The sequence below is a fragment of the Stenotrophomonas sp. GD03930 genome (assembly GCF_029839665.1).
Taxonomy (GTDB): domain Bacteria; phylum Pseudomonadota; class Gammaproteobacteria; order Xanthomonadales; family Xanthomonadaceae; genus Stenotrophomonas; species Stenotrophomonas forensis.
Map to the genome: position 1 here is coordinate 136,809 of NZ_JAOCAV010000005.1, position 18,700 is coordinate 155,508.

Annotated in this window: 15 protein-coding genes; 9 read left to right on the forward strand and 6 right to left on the reverse strand. The window is 67.1% G+C overall.

The annotated features are described in order from the left end of the window. Positions 1 to 44: 44 nt before the first annotated feature. The 6 genes from N5C18_RS20640 to grxC form a co-directional block, all read right to left on the reverse strand. Complete coding sequence (locus N5C18_RS20640; RefSeq protein WP_053451249.1) at positions 45 to 794, reverse strand: sulfite exporter TauE/SafE family protein; 750 nt, start codon at positions 792 to 794, stop codon at positions 45 to 47. A 25-nt stretch (positions 795 to 819) separates the two neighbouring features. Beyond that, positions 820 to 1,728 (reverse strand): LysR family transcriptional regulator, encoded by a 909-nt coding sequence (locus tag N5C18_RS20645; RefSeq protein WP_279945524.1) that lies wholly within the window; start codon positions 1,726 to 1,728, stop codon positions 820 to 822. Positions 1,729 to 1,781: 53 nt separating this feature from the next. Further along, complete coding sequence (locus tag N5C18_RS20650) at positions 1,782 to 2,525, reverse strand: cysteine hydrolase (protein ID WP_279945525.1); 744 nt, start codon at positions 2,523 to 2,525, stop codon at positions 1,782 to 1,784. Positions 2,526 to 2,784: 259 nt separating this feature from the next. After that, the gene (locus tag N5C18_RS20655) at positions 2,785 to 3,789 is read right to left on the reverse strand and encodes an isocitrate dehydrogenase (RefSeq protein WP_014036138.1); all 1,005 of its coding nucleotides are present in this window, start codon (positions 3,787 to 3,789) and stop codon (positions 2,785 to 2,787) included. 324 nt (positions 3,790 to 4,113) lie between these two features. Then, positions 4,114 to 4,506: a carboxymuconolactone decarboxylase family protein gene (locus N5C18_RS20660; protein WP_004154542.1), complete on the reverse strand. Its 393-nt coding sequence runs from the start codon at positions 4,504 to 4,506 to the stop codon at positions 4,114 to 4,116. Beyond that, complete coding sequence (gene grxC / locus N5C18_RS20665; RefSeq protein WP_004154541.1) at positions 4,503 to 4,793, reverse strand: glutaredoxin 3; 291 nt, start codon at positions 4,791 to 4,793, stop codon at positions 4,503 to 4,505. Before grxC ends, N5C18_RS20660 begins: the two co-directional genes overlap by 4 nt. An 88-nt stretch (positions 4,794 to 4,881) precedes the next feature. Between grxC and N5C18_RS20670 the strand changes: the two genes are divergently transcribed. The 9 genes from N5C18_RS20670 (at position 4,882) to lpxH (ending at position 18,632) form a co-directional block, all read left to right on the forward strand. Beyond that, positions 4,882 to 6,582, forward strand: coding sequence for a M48 family metalloprotease (locus N5C18_RS20670; RefSeq protein WP_279945526.1), 1,701 nt, complete (start codon positions 4,882 to 4,884; stop codon positions 6,580 to 6,582). A 116-nt stretch (positions 6,583 to 6,698) separates the two neighbouring features. After that, the gene (gene phoB / locus N5C18_RS20675) at positions 6,699 to 7,388 is read left to right on the forward strand and encodes a phosphate regulon transcriptional regulator PhoB (protein ID WP_005408258.1); all 690 of its coding nucleotides are present in this window, start codon (positions 6,699 to 6,701) and stop codon (positions 7,386 to 7,388) included. Between the two features lie 106 nt (positions 7,389 to 7,494). Further along, the gene (gene phoR, locus N5C18_RS20680) at positions 7,495 to 8,826 is read left to right on the forward strand and encodes a phosphate regulon sensor histidine kinase PhoR (protein WP_008267063.1); all 1,332 of its coding nucleotides are present in this window, start codon (positions 7,495 to 7,497) and stop codon (positions 8,824 to 8,826) included. Between the two features lie 4 nt (positions 8,827 to 8,830). Then, positions 8,831 to 10,918 carry a polyphosphate kinase 1 gene (gene ppk1 / locus N5C18_RS20685; RefSeq protein WP_279945527.1) on the forward strand — a complete coding sequence of 696 codons (2,088 nt, stop codon included), beginning with the start codon at positions 8,831 to 8,833 and terminating at the stop codon, positions 10,916 to 10,918. 328 nt (positions 10,919 to 11,246) lie between these two features. Then, a complete protein-coding gene (gene ppx, locus N5C18_RS20690) occupies positions 11,247 to 12,773 on the forward strand; it encodes an exopolyphosphatase (RefSeq protein WP_053510871.1) in 1,527 nt (508 codons plus the stop codon). A 266-nt stretch (positions 12,774 to 13,039) separates the two neighbouring features. Next, positions 13,040 to 16,006 (forward strand): TonB-dependent receptor, encoded by a 2,967-nt coding sequence (locus N5C18_RS20695; protein ID WP_279945528.1) that lies wholly within the window; start codon positions 13,040 to 13,042, stop codon positions 16,004 to 16,006. Positions 16,007 to 16,163: 157 nt separating this feature from the next. Beyond that, complete coding sequence (locus N5C18_RS20700; protein WP_053510873.1) at positions 16,164 to 17,309, forward strand: glycosyltransferase family 1 protein; 1,146 nt, start codon at positions 16,164 to 16,166, stop codon at positions 17,307 to 17,309. Further along, positions 17,290 to 17,829 (forward strand): phosphatase PAP2 family protein, encoded by a 540-nt coding sequence (locus N5C18_RS20705; RefSeq protein WP_004154533.1) that lies wholly within the window; start codon positions 17,290 to 17,292, stop codon positions 17,827 to 17,829. Before N5C18_RS20700 ends, N5C18_RS20705 begins: the two co-directional genes overlap by 20 nt. Before the next feature lie 56 nt (positions 17,830 to 17,885). After that, a complete protein-coding gene (gene lpxH, locus N5C18_RS20710) occupies positions 17,886 to 18,632 on the forward strand; it encodes a UDP-2,3-diacylglucosamine diphosphatase (RefSeq protein ID WP_053510875.1) in 747 nt (248 codons plus the stop codon). Positions 18,633 to 18,700: the final 68 nt, after the last annotated feature.

Genomic DNA, 18,700 nt, shown 5'->3' on the forward strand with positions numbered 1-18,700 from the left:
AAACGACAAAGGGCGCCCGGGTGGCGCCCTTTTCCTTTGACGCATCAGCGCGCCAGCAGCGCCGGAAGCGATGAGGCCAGCAGCGCGATGCCCGACGCGGTCAGCAGACTCAGCACGAGCTGGCGGAAGCGCGCCTCGCTGATGCCGATGTAGACCCGCGCACCGAGCAGGGCCGGCACCAGCATGGCCGGCGCCACGATGGCGAAATACGGCAGCATCTGCCGGTTCACCAGGCCACTGCCGACATAGGTGGCCATGGTCACCGCCAGCATCGCCAGGTTGAAGTTCTGGATGACCGCGCGCTGCTCATCCTTGCCGAAACCACGCAGCGTGCTCCACAACGTCGGCACGGGCCCGGCGAATCCACCGATGCCGCTGAGCACACCACCGGCCATGCCGGCGATCGCGTCACCCAGGCGACCGCCGACGCGGATCGGCGGCAACGACCGCGCCATCAGCATCACCGGGCACCACAGCGCCAGGAAGCCCCCCAGCAGCGCCTTGAACCACTCCATGTCCAGCTGCGGCAGCACCATCACGCCCAGCGGGATGCCCGCCAGACCGCCCAGCACGAATGGCAGCAGCAGACGCAGGTTGAATCCGCGGCGCACGGTGAACACCGCGACCAGCTGGCCGACCAGCGCGCCGAATACCGACAGCGTTGCCGCCAGTCGCGGCTCCAGCCCCCACGCCCAGAACGACATCGCCACCATGCCGAACGCGAAACCCGACAGGCCCTGCACGAATCCGGCGACGATCGCGCCGAGCGCGACCAGCAGATAGACCGACTCCATCACCACCTCGGTTGCGGTTGCACGGCTACCCAGCCGCGCCACTCTGCGCAGCGTAGTGCGCTGCGAGATGCTCGACCAGCGCACGCACCTTCGGCGCCAGTGCACGCGCATGCGGATACAGCGCGAAGTAGCGGCGCTGTCCGGCGTGCCAGGCCGGCAGCACACGAATCAGCCGGCCGCTACGCAGGTCTTCCTGCACGGTCAGCGCAGTGAACAGACTGATGCCCATGCCGCCCAGCGCGGCGGCGTACAGCGCCGGCGTGGCATCCACGCGCAGGCGCTGCCCGGCCTCGATGCTCGTGGTAGCACCGCGCGGCCCGTGCAGTTGCCAGGGCGGCAACGCCGGTGTGGGACTGAAACCCAGCAACAGGTGCTGCGCGAGATCCGACGCCTGCCGAGGCAGTCCGTGGCGCGCCAGATAGCCAGGCGCGGCCACCAGGATGCGCGGGCAGCTGGCCAACTCGCGTGCAACCAGCTGGCTGTCCGGCAATGACGGTGCGATGCGCAGCGCAAGATCGAAACCACCGCCCACCACATCGACCAGCTGATCATCGGCGGAAAGATCCAGCGCCACCCGCGGGTAGCGCTGCAGGAACGACGGCAGCCAATGCGGCAGCTCCTGGCTGGCCACGACCTGCGGCACGCTGATACGTACGATGCCACTGGGCTGCGCCTGCCCGGCACGCACGCGATCATCTGCTTCCTGCAGGCGATCCAGCAGCGCTCCCGCCTCGCGGTAGTAGTCGCGACCGGCTTCGGTCAGTGACAGCCGGCGGCTGTTGCGGTCCAGCAGGCGTACCTGCAGGTGTTCTTCCAGCTGCCGCAGTTGCCGCGACATGGCCGAATGGGTCGTCCCCAATCGCTCGGCGGCAGCGGTGAAGCTGCCCGCATCGACGATGGCACGCAGCGCGCGCAGGGCGGCGAATTGATCCATCAGCGGGCGGCTCCGGTTGGCAGGACCCGCGATGTGCGGGCCCTGCCAGCTTATCAAGCGCCGCCGCCGGCCTTGCGCACCGGCAGCGCCAGGATCGCGTCAGTGGTCATGACATCGCCGAATGTGTCCTCGATCTGGGCCAGCGCGGCCTCGTGCAGCGCGCGATGGCCGATGTGCTGGCCACCGGCCAGGTCCAGGTCGCGGCTGGCCGTTGCATCGGACGACACGATCACCCGGTAGCCACGCGGTGCCGCGGCGGCATCGCGGGCGGCGCCGGCCACGCAGGCATGGGTCTGCAGGCCGGTGACGATCAGGGTGTCGATGCCCGCCTGCTTCAGCGCGGTGTCGATCACTGCCGCAGAGCCACCCGCGAACACGCTGACGTTGTCCTTCTGCACCACGGTCTCGCCGGCCCGCGGCTGCATGTCGCGATGGAAGGCGGCATTGGCACTGCCCTGCGCGAACAGCGGCGCACCTGCTGGCAGCACATGCTGCACGTGGATGACGCGGATGCCATTGGCATCGGCGAAGTCGATCAGGCGGCGGGTCTGGCGCAGCGCGGCCACGCCATCGGGGATGACCATGCGGCCACCGGCAAAGCCAGGCGCGGCCTTTGCATCGAAGTACTCGTTCTGGAAATCGATCACCAGCACGGCGGTCTTGGCCGCATCCAGCGAAGCGGCGACCGGGGCGCCAGCCATGTGGCGGATGGTGGGATGGGCCGGCTCGGCGGCGACGACCGGGGCGGTGGCGGCCATGCCGATCAGGCTGGCCAGGCCAAAGGCGGTGAGGTTCATCGGACGACTCCTGTGCGGTGGAAAGTGGGCACAGGATGCGGAGCGGATGGCGCACGAACCAGCAGTGAAGCAGCACACGATCTGTGCAGATAGCGCACAGACCGATAGTGTAGTGTCGAGCCATGCTCGACTGCTCTTCGCGTGAGCCCCATAAGAAAGCAAAAGCCGTCGAGCATGGCTCGACGCTACAGAAGCGCAGAAACGCAACGGGGCGCCCGAAGGCGCCCCGCTGTGGGTCCAACCGAGGCTGGCCGACCGCTTACAGGCGGCTGGCGATGGCCTGGGCGAAGCTCATGGTGGTACCGGTGCCCCCCAGGTCGCCGGTCAGCGAGTCCTTGGCTTCCATGGTGGCCACGATCGCCTTGCGCAGGCGCTCGGCATTTTCCGGCTGGCCGACGTGGTCCAGCATCTGCGCGGCTGCCAGCAGCAGTGCGCACGGATTGGCCTTGCCCTGGCCGGCGATGTCCGGCGCAGTACCGTGCACGGCTTCGAAGATCGCCGCGTCCTTGCCGATGTTGGCACCCGGGGCCAGGCCCAGGCCGCCGACCAGGCCAGCGCACAGGTCGGAGATGATGTCGCCGAACAGGTTGGTGGTGACGATCACGTCGAACTGTTCCGGACGCATCACCAGCTGCATGCAGCAGTTGTCGACGATCATTTCCTGGAACTCGATCTCCGGGTACTGCGCGGCCACTTCGCGGGCGACGTTCAGGAACAGGCCGGAGGTCGACTTGATGATGTTGGCCTTGTGCACGGCGGTGACCTTCTTGCGGCCGGTGCTCTTGGCCAGCTCGAAGGCGTAGCGCACGATGCGCTCGGAGCCCTTGCGGGTGATGCGGGTGCCGGAGAAGGCGGTCTCGCCATCGGCCGACACTTCCTGGCCTTCGGCCAGGTACGCACCTTCGGTGTTCTCACGAACGGTGATCAGGTCGACGTTGTCGAAACGCGACTTGGTGTTCGGGAAGGTGTGCGCCGGACGCACGTTGGCGTACAGGTCGAAGTGGCGGCGCAGGCTGACGTTGATCGAGGTGAAGCCACCACCGACCGGGGTGGTCAGCGGGCTCTTCAGCGCCACCTTGTTGCGCGCGATCGATTCCAGGGTCACCGCCGGCATCAGGTCGCCGTGCTTTTCCAGGGCCACCAGGCCGGCGTCGGCGTCCTCGTACTCCAGGCCAGTCTTGAGCTGGTCGAGCACGAACAGGGTGGCGTCCATGATTTCCGGGCCAATGCCGTCGCCGCGGATGACCGTAATTTTCTGCGTCATTGATCGATGTTCCGAACAGGGGGAAAAACGCCGTCCGGACGTGCCCGGAAACGCCGGCGCAAAGGAAGTTTCACCGGCAATTATGCCTGAGCCGGGGCCAAGGTCCCAAATAGACCATGGTCCCAATGCACGGCTCAGGCAGAATTGCCCGCGCATCCCACCTTATCCCCGCGCCTGTCGGCGCGCCCCCTTGAACAACAAGGGGGCTCCTGGGCTGTTGGATCGCGGGGAAGGCCCCCCGCGCGCGCGCGGTAGTGCCGGCCGCTGGCCGGCAACTTCGGCCATGTCGGGTTCAGGCGATGCCGGCCAGGGCCGGCACTTCCTTCAGTGTTCGTGCGCTGCCGGGGCGGCGGCGCCGCCTTCGAGCTGGTCGAGGAAATCGACCGCGCGGCGCAGGTGCGGGATCACGATCGAGCCGCCGACCACCAGGCCGACCGAGAAGGTCTCGAAGAACTCTTCGCGGGTCACCCCGGCGTCCTTGCACTGGGCCACGTGGTAGCTGATGCAGTCGTCGCAGCGCAGCACCATCGAGGCCACCAAGCCCAGCAGTTCCTTGGTCTTCACGTCCAGCGCGCCGGCCTGGTAGGTCTGCGTATCCAGCGCGAAGAAGCGGCGCACCACCTGGTTCGGTTCGCCCAGGATGCGCTCGTTCATGCGCTTGCGGAATTCGGTGAACTCGGCGATGCGGTCCTTGCTGCCGTCGTCGGCCGCGCTCATGCCTGGCCCTGCCCGGCCAGCAGCGGCTCGAGCTTGCCTTCACGGTGCAGGGCCATCATGTCGTCGTAACCGCCGACATGGACGTCGCCGACGAAAATCTGCGGCACGCTGGTGCGGCGGGTCAGCGCCATCATCTTCTCGCGCTCGGCCGGGTCCAGGTCGATGCGGACCTCGGTCCACTGCTGGCCCTTGCTCTTCAGGAAGTTCTTGGCGGCCACGCAGTACGGGCAGACGGCGGTGGAATAGATGGTGATGGCGGGGGCACCGCCGGCGGTCTGGGCTGTCACGGGAAACTCCACGATGGATCGACGATCCATATATGGTACCGGTGCGCTGGAATTTCCACGCCACGGCCGCAACACTGTGGATTAACGAATGGTTGCCCCCTGCCCTGCCACGCTGGGCGCGCCCCGCCCGAGGACCCTCCGCTTGCGAGCCCTGCTGCTGACTACCGCCATCACCCTGGCCCTGGCCATGCCGCTGGCCCAGGCCCAGGAGAAGCTGCCCGACATCGGCTCCTCGGCCGGCGAACTGCTGACCCCGGCGCGCCAGGCCGAGTATGGCGCGATGATGCTGCGCGAGCTGCGCAACTACGGTTATCTGCTCGACGATCCGCTGGTCAACGACTGGCTGCAGACCATGGGTACCCGGCTTGGCTCCAACAGCGACCAGCCGCGGCAGCCGTACACGTTCTTCGTGATGAAGGACCGCCAGATCAACGCCTTCGCTACGCTGGGCGGCTACATCGGGGTCAACGCCGGCCTGGTATTGACCGCCGAGCGCGAGGACGAGGTAGCGGCAGTGCTGTCGCATGAAATCGCCCACGTCACCCAGCAGCACGTACTGCGTGGGGTCGAGCGCGCCCAGCGCGACCAGATCCCGATCCTGCTGGGCATGCTGGCCGCGGTGGTGGCCGCGCAGGCCAGCAACAGCACCTCCTCCGGCAACGCGACCATGGCCGCGATCAGCTCGGGCATGGGCCTGATGCAGCAGCGGCAGATCAACTACACCCGGTCCAACGAATCCGAGGCCGACCGCCTTGGCATCCGCACCCTGGCCCGCAGCGGCTACGACGTGGACGCCATGGCCGGCTTCTTCGAGCGGATGGCGGCGGCGATGCGTGGCAACGAAGGCGGCTACAGCGTGCCGGAGTTCCTGCGCACCCACCCGGTCAACATCACCCGCATCAGCGAAGCCAAGGCCCGTGCCGAGCAGATGAAGAAGGACACGGTGCTGCTGACCACCAGCACCCCCAGCGGCGAACGCAGGGAGCGGGTGGACCCGGCTGACCCCAGCCTGGCCGAACCGCTGCTGCGCGGCAACAATCCGCTGCTGCCCAGCAGCGTGCTGCGCATCCCGATCGGCCAGCTCAGCCGCGGTGCCAGCGGCGACTTCGACTGGGCACGCGAGCGCCTGCGGGTGCTCAGCGCCGACTCCACCGCCGAACTGGAGCGCGAATACGCCGACATGGCCAAGCGCCAGAAGGATGGCCTGAACGACGCCCAGCGCTATGGCCAGGCCCTGGCCGTCATGCGCGGCGGCCGCGCCGGTGCCGGGCAGGCCCGGCAGACCCTGGCCACCCTGCTGCAGACCCGCCCGGACAACCTGTGGCTGGCGCTGGGGCTGGGCGAGGCCGAATCGCGCGCCGGCCAGGCCGCCCAGGCCAACAGCCGCTTCGAACAGCTGCTGCGCGAGCACCCCAACAGCCGCCCGGTGGCCCTGACCTATGCCGAGATCCTGAACGAACAGGGCAGCCGCGAGGCCGGCCAGCGCGCGCAGGCCATGCTGCGGCCGCTGTTGTCGCAAAGCGGTAACGATCCGGTCTTCCAGCAGCGATACGCCCGCGCCAGCGAACTGGCCGGTGACAGCGTGCGCGCCAGCGAGGCCTATGCCGAGGCCGCCTTCCTCAGCGGTCGTCCGGAGCAGTCGCTGATCCAGTTGCAGGCGCTCAAGCGCAACCCGGCGCTGGATTATGTCGGCCGGGCACGGGTGGACGCGCGCATCGAAGCGATCACCCCCACCGTGCTGGAACTGCGCCGCCAGGGCGTGCAGGACCCCGACCTCGACCGCCGCTGAGCGCCGCATGACCGACCGATGGCAATCCAGGCCGGTTCCGGCCAGGCAGTCACAAACATGTCATCAAACCGTAGTCTACTGGCACCACTCCAGTAACCGAGCCCTACGGTGTCCTCGTGCAGAAACGCATCCTGATCGTCGATGACGAGCCCGCGATCCGTGAAATGGTCGCCTTCGCCCTGCGCAAGGGCGACTACGAACCTGTCCACGCCGGCGATGCCCGCGAGGCGCAGACCGCGATCGCCGACCGCGTGCCCGACCTGATCCTGCTGGACTGGATGCTGCCCGGTACCAGTGGCCTGGACCTGGCCCGCCGCTGGCGCAAGGAAACGCTGACCCGCGAAGTGCCGATCATCATGCTGACCGCCCGCGGCGAAGAGAACGATCGCGTCGGCGGGCTTGAAGCCGGTGTCGACGACTACGTGGTCAAGCCGTTCTCGGCGCGCGAACTGCTGGCCCGCATCCGTGCGGTGATGCGCCGCGCCCGCGAGGACGACGAGGACGGCAGCGTGGCGGTCGGCCCGATCCGCATCGATGGCGCCGCCCATCGCGTGTTCGCCAACGACCAGCCGGTGCCGATCGGCCCGACCGAATACCGCCTGCTGCACTTCTTCATGACCCACCCCGAGCGCGTCTACACCCGCGCCCAGCTGCTGGACCATGTCTGGGGTGGCAGCGTGTACGTGGAGGAGCGCACCATCGACGTGCATATCCGCCGCCTGCGCAAGACGCTGGAACCGTTCAACGCCGAGAACATGGTGCAGACCGTGCGCGGCGCCGGCTACCGCTTCTCTACTGCAACCTGAGTCTCGTCGTGCCGGCGCCGCGCACCCGCGGGTGCCGGTGCCGGCAACTCTGCTATAACCCTCGGTTCACCCCAGTGAACCGCCGCACCTCAACGACGAGATCGCAATGCCCCGCCACATCCGCTCTGCCTGGTTGAAGACCCTGGCTACCGTCGCCGCGGTACTGCTGTTCGCCGGACTGGTGGGGTGGTTCTCGGGCCATCTGTGGCTGTGCATCGCACTGGGCGCGTTGGCTACCCTGGCCTGGCATTACTGGCGCCTGCGCAGCGTGCTGCGCCGCCTGACCGCGCGCCAGCGCTGGGACACCGCCGACGAAGGCACCGGCGTCTGGAACGAACTGGACCGCCTGCTGTACCGCAACCAGGTGGAAATGCGCGTGCGCAAGCGCCGCCTGCTGGACATGCTGCGCAGTTATCGCGCTGCCGCCGCCGCGTTGCCCGATGCGGTGGTGGTGCTGGACCGCAACAGCCAGCGCGTGCAGTGGTTCAACGAAGCGGCCACTGCCCTGCTCGGCCTGCACCATCCCGGTGATCTCGGCGAGGCGCTGGTCGAACGGCTGCAGCCGATGCCGCTGGCCCACTGGCTGGCCGGTGGCCGCAATGCCGAGCCGATCCTGGACGTGCCTTCGCCGGTCGATCCGGCGATCCGCCTCAACCTGCGCCTGATTCCCTATTCGTCGGACTACTGGCTGCTGATCGCCCGCGACGTCAGCAAGCTGCTGCGCCTGGAACAAGTCCGCCGCGACTTCGTGGCCAACGTTTCACACGAGCTGCGCACGCCGCTCACCGTGGTCCACGGCTATCTGGACATGATGGACCCGGACGATTTCCCCGGCACCGGGCCGATGCTGGAGGAAATGCGCAAGCAGAGCCAGCGCATGGCCCAGCTGGTGGAAGACCTGCTGACCCTGTCGCGGCTGGAATCGCAGGAGCACAGCGAGGACGAGACCGTGGCCATGCAGCCGATGCTGGCCACCCTGCGCCGCGAAGCCGAAGCACACAGCCAGGGCCGCCACCAGATCAGCATCGACGATCTGGCTGGCGTGGACCTGCAGGGCTCGACCAAGGAACTGCACAGCGCGTTTTCCAACCTGGTCACCAATGCGGTGCGCTACACCCCGGCCGGTGGCCGCATCGCCGTCGAGTTCCGCCGCGAAGGCGATGGCGCGGTGCTGGCCGTGCGTGATTCCGGCTACGGCATCCCGGCCACGCATCTGCCGCGCCTGACCGAACGTTTCTACCGCGTCTCCAGCAGCCGCTCCCGCGAAAGCGGCGGCACCGGCCTGGGCCTGTCCATCGTCAAGCACATCCTCGGCCTGCACCACGCGCGGCTGGAGATTGAAAGCGAGGTCGGTAAGGGCTCGGTGTTCTCCTGCCATTTCGATGCCGACCACGTGCGCCCACGCGAGTCCGCCCCCCTGACTTCCATCGAAGAATGACGCCATGAGCAGCCTCGGATCCCTCCCCCTCCCCGTGAGCCCGGACAACGATCCGCTGCGTGATCCGGCGCTCTACATCAACCGCGAACTGTCGCAGCTGGATTTCAACTTCCGCGTGCTGGCGCAGGCCATGGACCCGCAGGTACCGCTGCTGGAGCGCCTGCGCTTCATGTGCATCTCCTGCACCAACCTCGATGAATTCTTCGAGATCCGCGCCGCTGCCGTGCGCCACGCGCAGGAGTTCGGCCTGCCGCCGGCGCCGGACGGCATGAGCCCGCAGACCATCCTCACCGCCATCCATGACCGTGCCGCCGAGCTGGTGGACCAGCAGTACCGCTGCTGGAACGAGACGCTGCGCCCGGCACTGGCGGAAGCCGGCATCGGTGTGCTCGGCCGGCACTCCTGGAACCACCGCCAGAAGCGCTGGCTGCGCGCGTACTTCCGCAACGAGATCATGCCGGTGCTGTCGCCGCTGGGCCTGGACCCGGTGCATCCGTTCCCGAAGATCCTCAACAAATCGCTGAACATCGTGGTGGTGCTGAAGGGCACCGATGCCTTCGGCCGCGCCGGCCACCTGGCCATCGTGCGTGCGCCACGCTCGCTGCCGCGCATCATCCAGCTGCCCGAAAAGCTTGGCGGTCCGCAGAACTTCGTGTTCCTGTCTTCGGTGCTGTCGACCTTCGTCGATGAACTGTTCCCGGGCATGGAAGTGCTGGGCGCCTACCAGTTCCGCGTCACCCGCAATTCCGAGCTGGTGGTGGACGAGGAGGAAGTGGAGAACCTGGCGCTGGCACTGCGTGACGAGCTGGTCGATCGCGGCTACCGGCCGGCGGTGCGCCTGGAGATCGCCCATGACATGCCGCGCGACATCGTGCGCACCCTGCTGCAGAATTTCGGCCTGACCGAAAACGCCGTGTACCGCATCGACGGTCCGGTCAATCTCAACCGCATCATCCAGCTGTACGACCTGATCGCGCAGCCGGACCTGAAGTACCCGTCGATGACCCCGCGCACGCTGCGCGACAGCGATGGCATATTCGAGACCGTCGCGCGCCAGGACCTGTTGCTGCATCACCCCTTCGATGCCTTCACCGCAGTGCTGGACCTGATCCGGCAGGCGGCGGTGGATCCGAACGTGCTGGCGATCAAGCAGACCCTGTACCGCACCGGCAAGGATTCGCTGATCGTCGACGCACTGATCCAGGCCGCGCGCAACGGCAAGGATGTGACCGTGGTGGTCGAGCTGCGTGCGCGCTTCGACGAAGAGGCCAACCTGGGCCTGGCTGATCGCCTGCAGGAAGCCGGCGTGCAGGTGGTGTACGGCGTGGTCGGCTACAAGACCCACGCCAAGATGCTGCTGATCGTTCGCCGCGAGGGCCGCAAGCTGCGCCGCTATGTGCACCTGGGCACCGGCAACTACCACAGCGGCACCGCCCGCGCGTACACCGACATCAGCCTGATCACCGCCGATGCGGACATCGGCAACGATGTGCACCTGCTGTTCCAGCAGCTGTCCGGCCTGGCGTCGAAGATGAAGCTCAAGCGCCTGCTGCAGTCGCCCTTCACCCTGCACACCGGCATCCTCGGCCGCATCGAGCGCGAAACCCGCATCGCCGCCGCGGGCCGTCCGGCGCGGATCATCGCCAAGATGAACGCACTGAACGAACCGCAGGTGGTGCGCGCGCTGTATGCCGCCTCGCAGGCCGGCGTGCAGATCGACCTGATCATCCGTGGCGCCTGCACCCTGCGACCGGGCGTGCCGGGCGTGTCGGACAACATCCGCGTGCGCTCGATCGTCGGTCGATTCCTCGAGCACAGCCGCGTCTACTGGTTCGGCAACGATGGTGCGCCGGAAATGTACTGCGCCAGCGCCGACTGGCTTGAACGCAACCTGCTGCGCCGGGTCGAGACCTGCTTCCCGATCCTCGATCCGGAACTGGTCAAGCGGGTGTACCGCGAGGTCCTGCAGAACTACCTGGATGACAACCTCAATGCCTGGGAACTGGACGCCGAGGGCATCTACCACAAACGTGCCCCGGCCCACGACGAAGCCCCGCATTCTGCGCAGATGGCATTGATGCAGGGGCTGTAACCCGGTGTGTCGACCCAGGTCGACACCCACCAGCAGCCGCGCGGAACGCCGTCCCGGCAGATCGCAGAAATCTGTCGAAGGCGGGATGGGTCCGGTTGCGGGGGCGTGAGCGCCATGGATGGCGCGACCGAGGCTACATGGACGTACTTGCGCCGTCCCCCGCAGCCGGACCCACCCCGCCATCCCACGGATGGCCCGCTTTTGCTTCGGCTGTTGCCGTTGCTCTGGCCTCTGCAGGTGCAGGGCGCAGCCCTGCCGCACTCCCTTCTTCCAAAATGTGAAGGCCGCGCGGTGACGAGCACACCGCCCCTTCGGCTAACATTCGTCCATGCCGCATACCACCACGACTCCGCCCGCATTGCAGGATGGCGACCTGCTGGCCGCCATCGACCTTGGCTCCAATAGTTTCCACATGGTCATCGCGCGCTACACGCTCGGCCAGCTGCGGGTGATCGACCGCCTGCGCGAGACGGTGCGGATGGCCGACGGGCTGGATGGCAAGGGTGGACTCTCCGCGGCGGCCCGCCAGCGCGCGCTGGAGTGCCTGGCCCGCTTCGGCCAGCGCATCCGCAACGTGCCGCCGCACCGGGTGCGCGCACTGGCCACCAACACCGTGCGCCAGCTGCGCTCGCCGCAGTCGTTCCTGGTCCCGGCCGAAACCGCGTTGGGGCACGCCATCGAAGTGGTCAGCGGTCGCGAAGAAGCGCGCCTGATCTACCTCGGTGTCGCCCATGCACAACCGCCCAAGCCCGGCCAGCGCCGGCTGGTGATCGACATCGGCGGCGGTTCCACCGAATTCATCATCGGCATGGGGATGCAGACCCTGGAGCGCGAAAGCCTGCAGGCCGGCTGCATCGCCAGCACCCGCCGTTTCTTCCCCGGCGGCAAGCTGAGCAAGAAGCGCTGGAAGGACGCGCTGGCCGAGATCGGCCGCGAGTTCCAGCCCTTCGCCAGCAAGTACCGCGCGCTGGGCTGGCAGGAAGCACTGGGTTCTTCGGGCACGCACAAGGCGATCAGCGAGATCTGCGCGACGATGAAGCTGAGCAAGGGCGCGATCACCGCCGAAGCCCTGCCACAGCTGCGCGACGAGCTGCTGAAAGCCAAGAAGATCGACGACATCCAGTTGCCGGGCCTGTCCAGCGACCGGCGCCCGATCATCGCCGGCGGCATCCTGGTACTGGAAGCGGCCTTCCAGGCGCTGGGCCTGCAGAAGCTGCTGGTCAGCAAGGCGGCGATGCGCGAAGGCATCCTGTATGACATCGTCGGCCGGGCCGGCGAGAACGACCTGCGTGACGAATCGGTGGCCGCGCTCAGCCAGCGCTATGGCATCGACATGACGCAGGCCGACCGCGTGCAGGAGACCGCACTGTCACTGCTGGAGCAGGTGCAGGAGCAATGGAAACTGGATGCCGACGATGCCCGCATGCTGGGCTGGGCTGCGCGCCTGCATGAGCTGGGCCTGATGATCGCGCACAGCGGCTACCACGTGCACGGCAGCTACGTGCTGGAACACTCGGACATCGCCGGTTTCTCGCGGCAGGAACAGCAGATGCTGGCCGCGCTGGTTCGCAGCCACCGCCGCAGCATCACCAAGACCGCCTTCGATGCCCTGCCCGAGCGCCTGCTGCTGACCGCACGCCGGCTGGCCGCCCTGCTGCGCCTGGCGGTGCTGCTCAACCGCGCGCACGAGGACGCCCCCCTGCCAGCGCTGGAACTGACCGCCGACGACAACCGGCTGTCGCTGATCGTGCCGCAGGCGTTCATCGATGCCCGCCCGTTGCTGCGCGCCGACCTGATCGGCGAGACCGACGGCATCGCCGGGCTGGGCATCCAGTTCCGTCCGTTCGTGGCCTGATCCTGCCGGGACGACGCGCGTCCCGCGCGCCAATTCGCGCTGCGCCGCAACATCGCCGCCTTGGTGGCGATGGGCACTTGCGTCGCAAGTTCTGGTTTTTCCTCACATATTCATCACACCGATGACATGCAAGGAAATATTTCGACATAAGTTCTTTACAACCTCTTAACTACCGAGACTAGTATCGGATCACCGGCGCAGTTCGGCTGGGCCATTGGATGCCTTTCTTGAGCATCTCCGTACGTCTTTGAGAGAGAGAGAACGTAATGACTTCACGTACCGTGTTGGGCAAGGCGATTGCCCACGCCCTGGTGACGACCACAGCTCTGGCCGCCGTGCCGGCGTTCGCCCAGGATGCCGGCGGCGCCTCGCCGACCAATCTGGATCGCATCGAGATCACCGGTTCGCGCATCCGCCAGGTCGATGTGGAAACCGCCCAGCCGGTGCTGGCGCTGACCCGCGTCGAGATCGAACGCCAGGGCTTCAGCTCGGTGGCCGACATCCTGCAGAACGTCACCGCGATGGGCAGCCCGGCCATCAGCCGCGCCAACGCGCTGAGCGCGGGCGAGAACACCGGCGGCACCTACATCGACATGCGCAACCTGGGCGCACAGCGCACGCTGGTGCTGGTCAACGGCAAGCGCCTGGGCATCAGCACCTCCGGCTACCAGGACGTGTCGTCGCTGCCGGTGTCGGCAGTGGAGCGCATCGAAGTGCTGAAGGATGGCGCTTCGGCCATCTACGGTTCCGACGCGATGGCCGGCGTGATCAACATCATCACCCGTTCCAACGTCAACGGCGTGACCGCCAATGTCTACCACGGCCAGTACAGCGAGGGCGACGGCGCCCGTGACCGCTTCGACGTGGTCGGCGGCTGGAGCAATGACCGTGTGTCGTTGACCCTGGCACTGGAACACTCCGAGGAAAAGAGCGTCTGGGCCAAGGACCGCTGGTTCAGCAAGTACGGCGTGAGCGACCGCCACCCGAACGATCCCTCCAACTGGACCACGCTGAGCCAGTGGGGCCAGTTCACCGGTCTGAAGGGTGGCCCTGGCTGCACCAACACCAGCCAGGGTTGCGGCTACTCGCTCAACCGCGGCGCTGACCCGACCAACCCGGCCAACTACCACCTGACCGACGCGACGCCGTTCACCGGCGACGTCAGCAACGCCAACGAGCAGATGCACGTGATGTATCCGCTCAAGCGTGATTCGGTGTACTTCGACGGCCGCTTCAAGATCACCGACCAGGTCAACCTGCGCACCGAATTCGGCTACAACAAGCGTTCGGCCGAGCGCCAGATCGCAGGCTACCCACTGCAGTCCAGCTCGGTGTCGATCTCGGGTGACCCGACCGCCACCGGCCTGATGTCCAAGGACAGCTATTTCAATCCGTTCGGCAACCAGCACGGTTATGCCCGGCCGACCGACATCGCGTGGAACCGCCGTACCTGGGAAATTCCGCGTGTAAGCACCAGCGAACTGAAGACCTACCGTGCGGTCGTTTCGCTGGATGGCACCTTCGAGATCGGCCAGCGCTACTTCGACTGGGACGTGGGCTACCAGTACAACCGCAACGAGCTGACCGCCACCGCTACCGGCAACCTGCACAAGAAGCGCGTGCGTGACGCCGTGGGTCCGTCGTTCCTGGATCCGGCCACCGGCAAGGTGATGTGCGGCCGCCCGGGTGCGGTGATCGACGGCTGCAAGCCGTGGAATCCGCTGGTGCCCTACGGCAGGAACGATCCGAACGGGCTGACCGGCAATGAAGAACTGATGGCCTGGCTGTTCCCGGCGGAGCGGACCACCGGCCGGACCACCACCAAGAACGCGTTCGCCAACCTGTCCGGCAGCATCATGACCCTGCCGGCCGGCGACCTGGGCTTCGCCTTCGGCGTGGAAAGCCGCAAGGAAGACGGGCGCTACACCCCCGATGCCCTGGCCCAGACTGGCGCTACCACCAACCTGGCCGCCGGCCCGACCGGTGGCAGCTACAACGTGAAGGAAGCCTACCTGGAGCTCAACGTACCGGTGCTGGCCGACCTGCCCGGCGCGCGCGAACTGAGCTTCAATGCCGCCACCCGCTTCTCCAAGTACAACACCTTCGGCAATACCCTCAACAGCAAGTTCGGCTTCAAGTGGAAGCCGATCGACCAGCTGCTGGTCCGTGGTACCTGGGCTGAAGGCTTCCGCGCCCCGACCATCAACGACCTGTACGGTGGCGGTTCGGAAACCTTCGCGCAGTTCAGCGACCCGTGCGACACCGTGTTCGGCTCGGCCAAGGGCAGTGCTGAAGTCCGCTCGCGCTGCGCACGTGACATCGCCAATGCTGCCAACTTCCGCCAGCTGAAGCAGGGCAATGTCCCGGTGACCACGGCGCAGGATGCAACCCCGACGCCGTTCGTGTCCGGTTCCAATCCGCTGCTGGTTCCGGAAACCTCGACCAGCAAGACGCTGGGCCTGGTGTGGAGCCCGACCTTCATCAGCAACTTCAACGTTGCGCTGGACTGGTGGAAGATCCGCATCGACAACACCATCGTCGGTGACAGCCCGAACCAGATCCTTAAGGATTGCTATGAGCAGGGCATCGAAGCACGCTGCAGCCGCTTCACCCGTGACCCGTCCAACGGCATCGTCACCGGCCTGAAGTTCGGCAACCGCAACGCCGGCTTCGCCGAGACCGAAGGTTACGACCTGGATGTCAGCTACCGCGTCGACACCGGCTACGGCAAGCTGAGCGCAGGCTGGACCAGTACCTATGTCAGCAAGAACGTCTATCGCTCCACCAACGATGTCCGCGATGCGATCACGCCGATCAACGGCGTTGCCAACACCATCGGCACCGCCACCAGCCTCGCCTTCCGCGTGCGCTCGAACCTGGTGCTGGGCTGGGATGTGGGCGACTTCGGCGTCAGCTGGACAGCGCGCTACTACTCCGGCGTGAAGGAGCGCTGCGCCAATGCCAGCCTGTATCCGGACGAATGCTCCGATCCGACCTTCCTGGCGCCGTGGCTGAAGGCGCCGACCGCCTACAACGAACGCGGCGCAGTGACCTTCCACGATGTGCAGTTCCGCTACAACCTGCCGTGGGACGCCACCGTGTCGGTGGGCGCCAACAACGTGTTTGGCAAGGAAGCCCCGGTGATGTACAGCAAGCCGAACTCGTCGTTCTCCTACTACGGTGGCTACGACATCGGACGCTTCATGTACATGAAGTACCAGCAGCGCTTCTGATCCATCGCGCTGTCACCTGCAACAGGAACCACGGCCCCTCGGGGCCGTGGTTCTTTCTTGCCCACGGAGGCCGGCACCGGCGTCATCTGGCGGTCGCAAAGCCGTCATGTCCACTACATCGCCATGGCCGAGCATGCCGGAAACCCGGAGGCCCGCCATGCGCTATGCCATCGTCACCGAGACCTATCCGCCGGAAGTGAACGGCGTTGCCCTCACCGTGCAGGGCCTGGAGCAGGGACTGCGTGATTCCGGGCATGAAATCGACCTGGTCAGGCCACGCCAGGCCAGCGAAGCACTGGACTCGGCACCGGGCACCCTGCTGGTGCCGGGCGCAGCGCTGCCCCGCTACCCCGGCCTGCGCTTCGGCCTGCCAGCACCGATCCGGCTGGGCCGCCATTGGCAGCAACAGCGTCCAGACGCCGTCTACGTCGCCACCGAAGGCCCCCTGGGCTGGTCTGCACTGCGTACCGCACGCCGTCTCGGCATCCCGGTTGCCAGTGGCTTCCACACGCGCTTCGACGAGTACCTGCCCGACTACGGCGTGGCCTGGCTGCAGGCTGCCGCGATGCGCTGGATGCGTCGCTTCCACAATCAGGCCGATGCCACCCTGGTGCCGACCCGCGAGCTTCAGCAGTTCCTTGGCGAACAGGGGTTCGAGCGCGTGCGCCTGCTGGCGCGCGCGGTCGACAGCCAGCAGTTCGATCCAGGCAGGCGCGACCCGGCACTGCGCGAGGAATGGGGCGTGGACGGCAACGGCCTGGTGGCGATCTACGTTGGCCGCATCGCCGCGGAAAAGAACCTTGGCCTGGCTGTAAAAGCGTTCCGCAAGCTGCAGCAGATCCGCCCGAAGGCGCGCTTCGTGTGGGTGGGCGATGGTCCTGCACGCGAAAAGCTGGCGCACGAGAATCCCGACTTCATCTTCTGCGGCATCCAGCGTGGCGAAGCACTTGCACGGCATTTCGCCAGCGGTGACCTGTTCCTGTTCCCCAGCCGCAGCGAGACCTTCGGCAACGTGACTCTGGAAAGCATGGCCAGCGGTGTAGCCACCGTCGCCTTCGATTATGGCGCCGCGCGCGAGTACCTGCGCAACGGCGAGAATGGCGCAGCAGTGGACAATGATGAGCAGTTCGTCGAGGCCGCCGTGCGGCTGGCTGCCGATGATGCGCAACGCCACCTGCTGGGCAGCAACGCCGCGCGCGCGATGAAGCGCCTGCATCCACAGCAGGTGGTCGCCGAATTCGATGCCCTGCTGGCCGAGCTGGCCCACTCGCGGAGGAGCGGCCATGCGCACCACGCGGCTTGAATTGCTGGCCGACCGCGAAGCGCGCCTGTGCAGGCGCGCCAATCACTACTGCCGGCGTCGCCGCGTGCGTCGCCTGTTCTCGGTCATCAGCCGCCTCGGCGATGGCGTGTTCTGGTACGTGCTGATGGGCGCGCTGGTGCTGCTGGATGGCTTCGATGGCCTGCGCGCGTCGGTGCACATGGCGGCCACCGGGCTGGCCGCGCTGCTGCTGTACAAGGGCCTCAAGCGCTGGACCCGGCGCCCGCGCCCGTATGCGGCCGACCTGCGCATCCGCGCCTGGGTGGCGCCGCTGGACGAGTTCAGCTTCCCCTCCGGCCACACCCTGCACGCGGTGTCGTTCACCATTGTCGCGCTGGCCTACTACCCGTGGCTGGCGCCGCTGCTGGTGCCGTTCACCGCTGGCGTTGCGCTGTCGCGGGTGGTGCTCGGCCTGCATTACCCCAGCGACGTGCTGGCCGCGACGGGCATCGCGGTGCTGCTGGCCTCGGCCAGCCTGGCCTGGTTGCCGCTGCCGGTGTGACGGCCGCCCGGCATGGCCCGGCGCTACCGTCATCGTTGATGGCCTAGAATGCAGGCATGACCACGCTGTTCATTTCCGACCTGCATCTGGACCCCAGCCGTCCGGAAATCACCGACCTGTTCCTGCGCTTCCTGCGCGAGCAGGCGCCCGGCGCTGATGCCCTGTACATCCTCGGCGACCTGTTCGAAGCCTGGATCGGCGACGACACACCCTCGCCTGCCGCCGACGCGGTGGCCAATGCGCTGAAGGTGCTGTCCGACAGCGGCGTGCCGGTGTACTTCATCCGCGGCAACCGCGACTTCCTGCTCGGCGAGGACTACGCACGCCGTGCCGGCCTGCGCATCCTGCCCGACCCGTGCATGATCGAGCTGTACGGCCGCCCGGTGCTGCTGCAGCACGGTGACCTGCTGTGCACCGATGACATCCCCTACCAGCAGTTCCGTGCGCAGACGCGCGACCCGGCGTTCCAGGCGCAGTTCCTGTCACAGCCGCTGGCGGCACGCATCGCTTTCGCACAGAAGGCCCGCGACGCCAGCCAGGCGCGCCAGTCCGAGATGAAGCAGGACAACCGTGCGCAGTTCGAGTCGGTGACCGACGTGGCCCCTGCCGAAGTCGAGGCCACCTTCGTCCGCCACGGGGTGGACACCATGATCCATGGCCATACCCACCGCCCGGCAATCCACTCGCTGCAGGCCGGTGGACGCGGCTGTACCCGCATCGTTCTGGGTGACTGGTACGAACAGGGTTCGGTGCTGCGCGTGGATGCCAGCGGCTGGTCGCTGGATACCTTGGCGCGCGGCTGATGGACCGCAGGTTGCCAACCAAGGTTGGCATCTACCGGAGCAGGTACACGCGCCCGGGTAGACGCCGA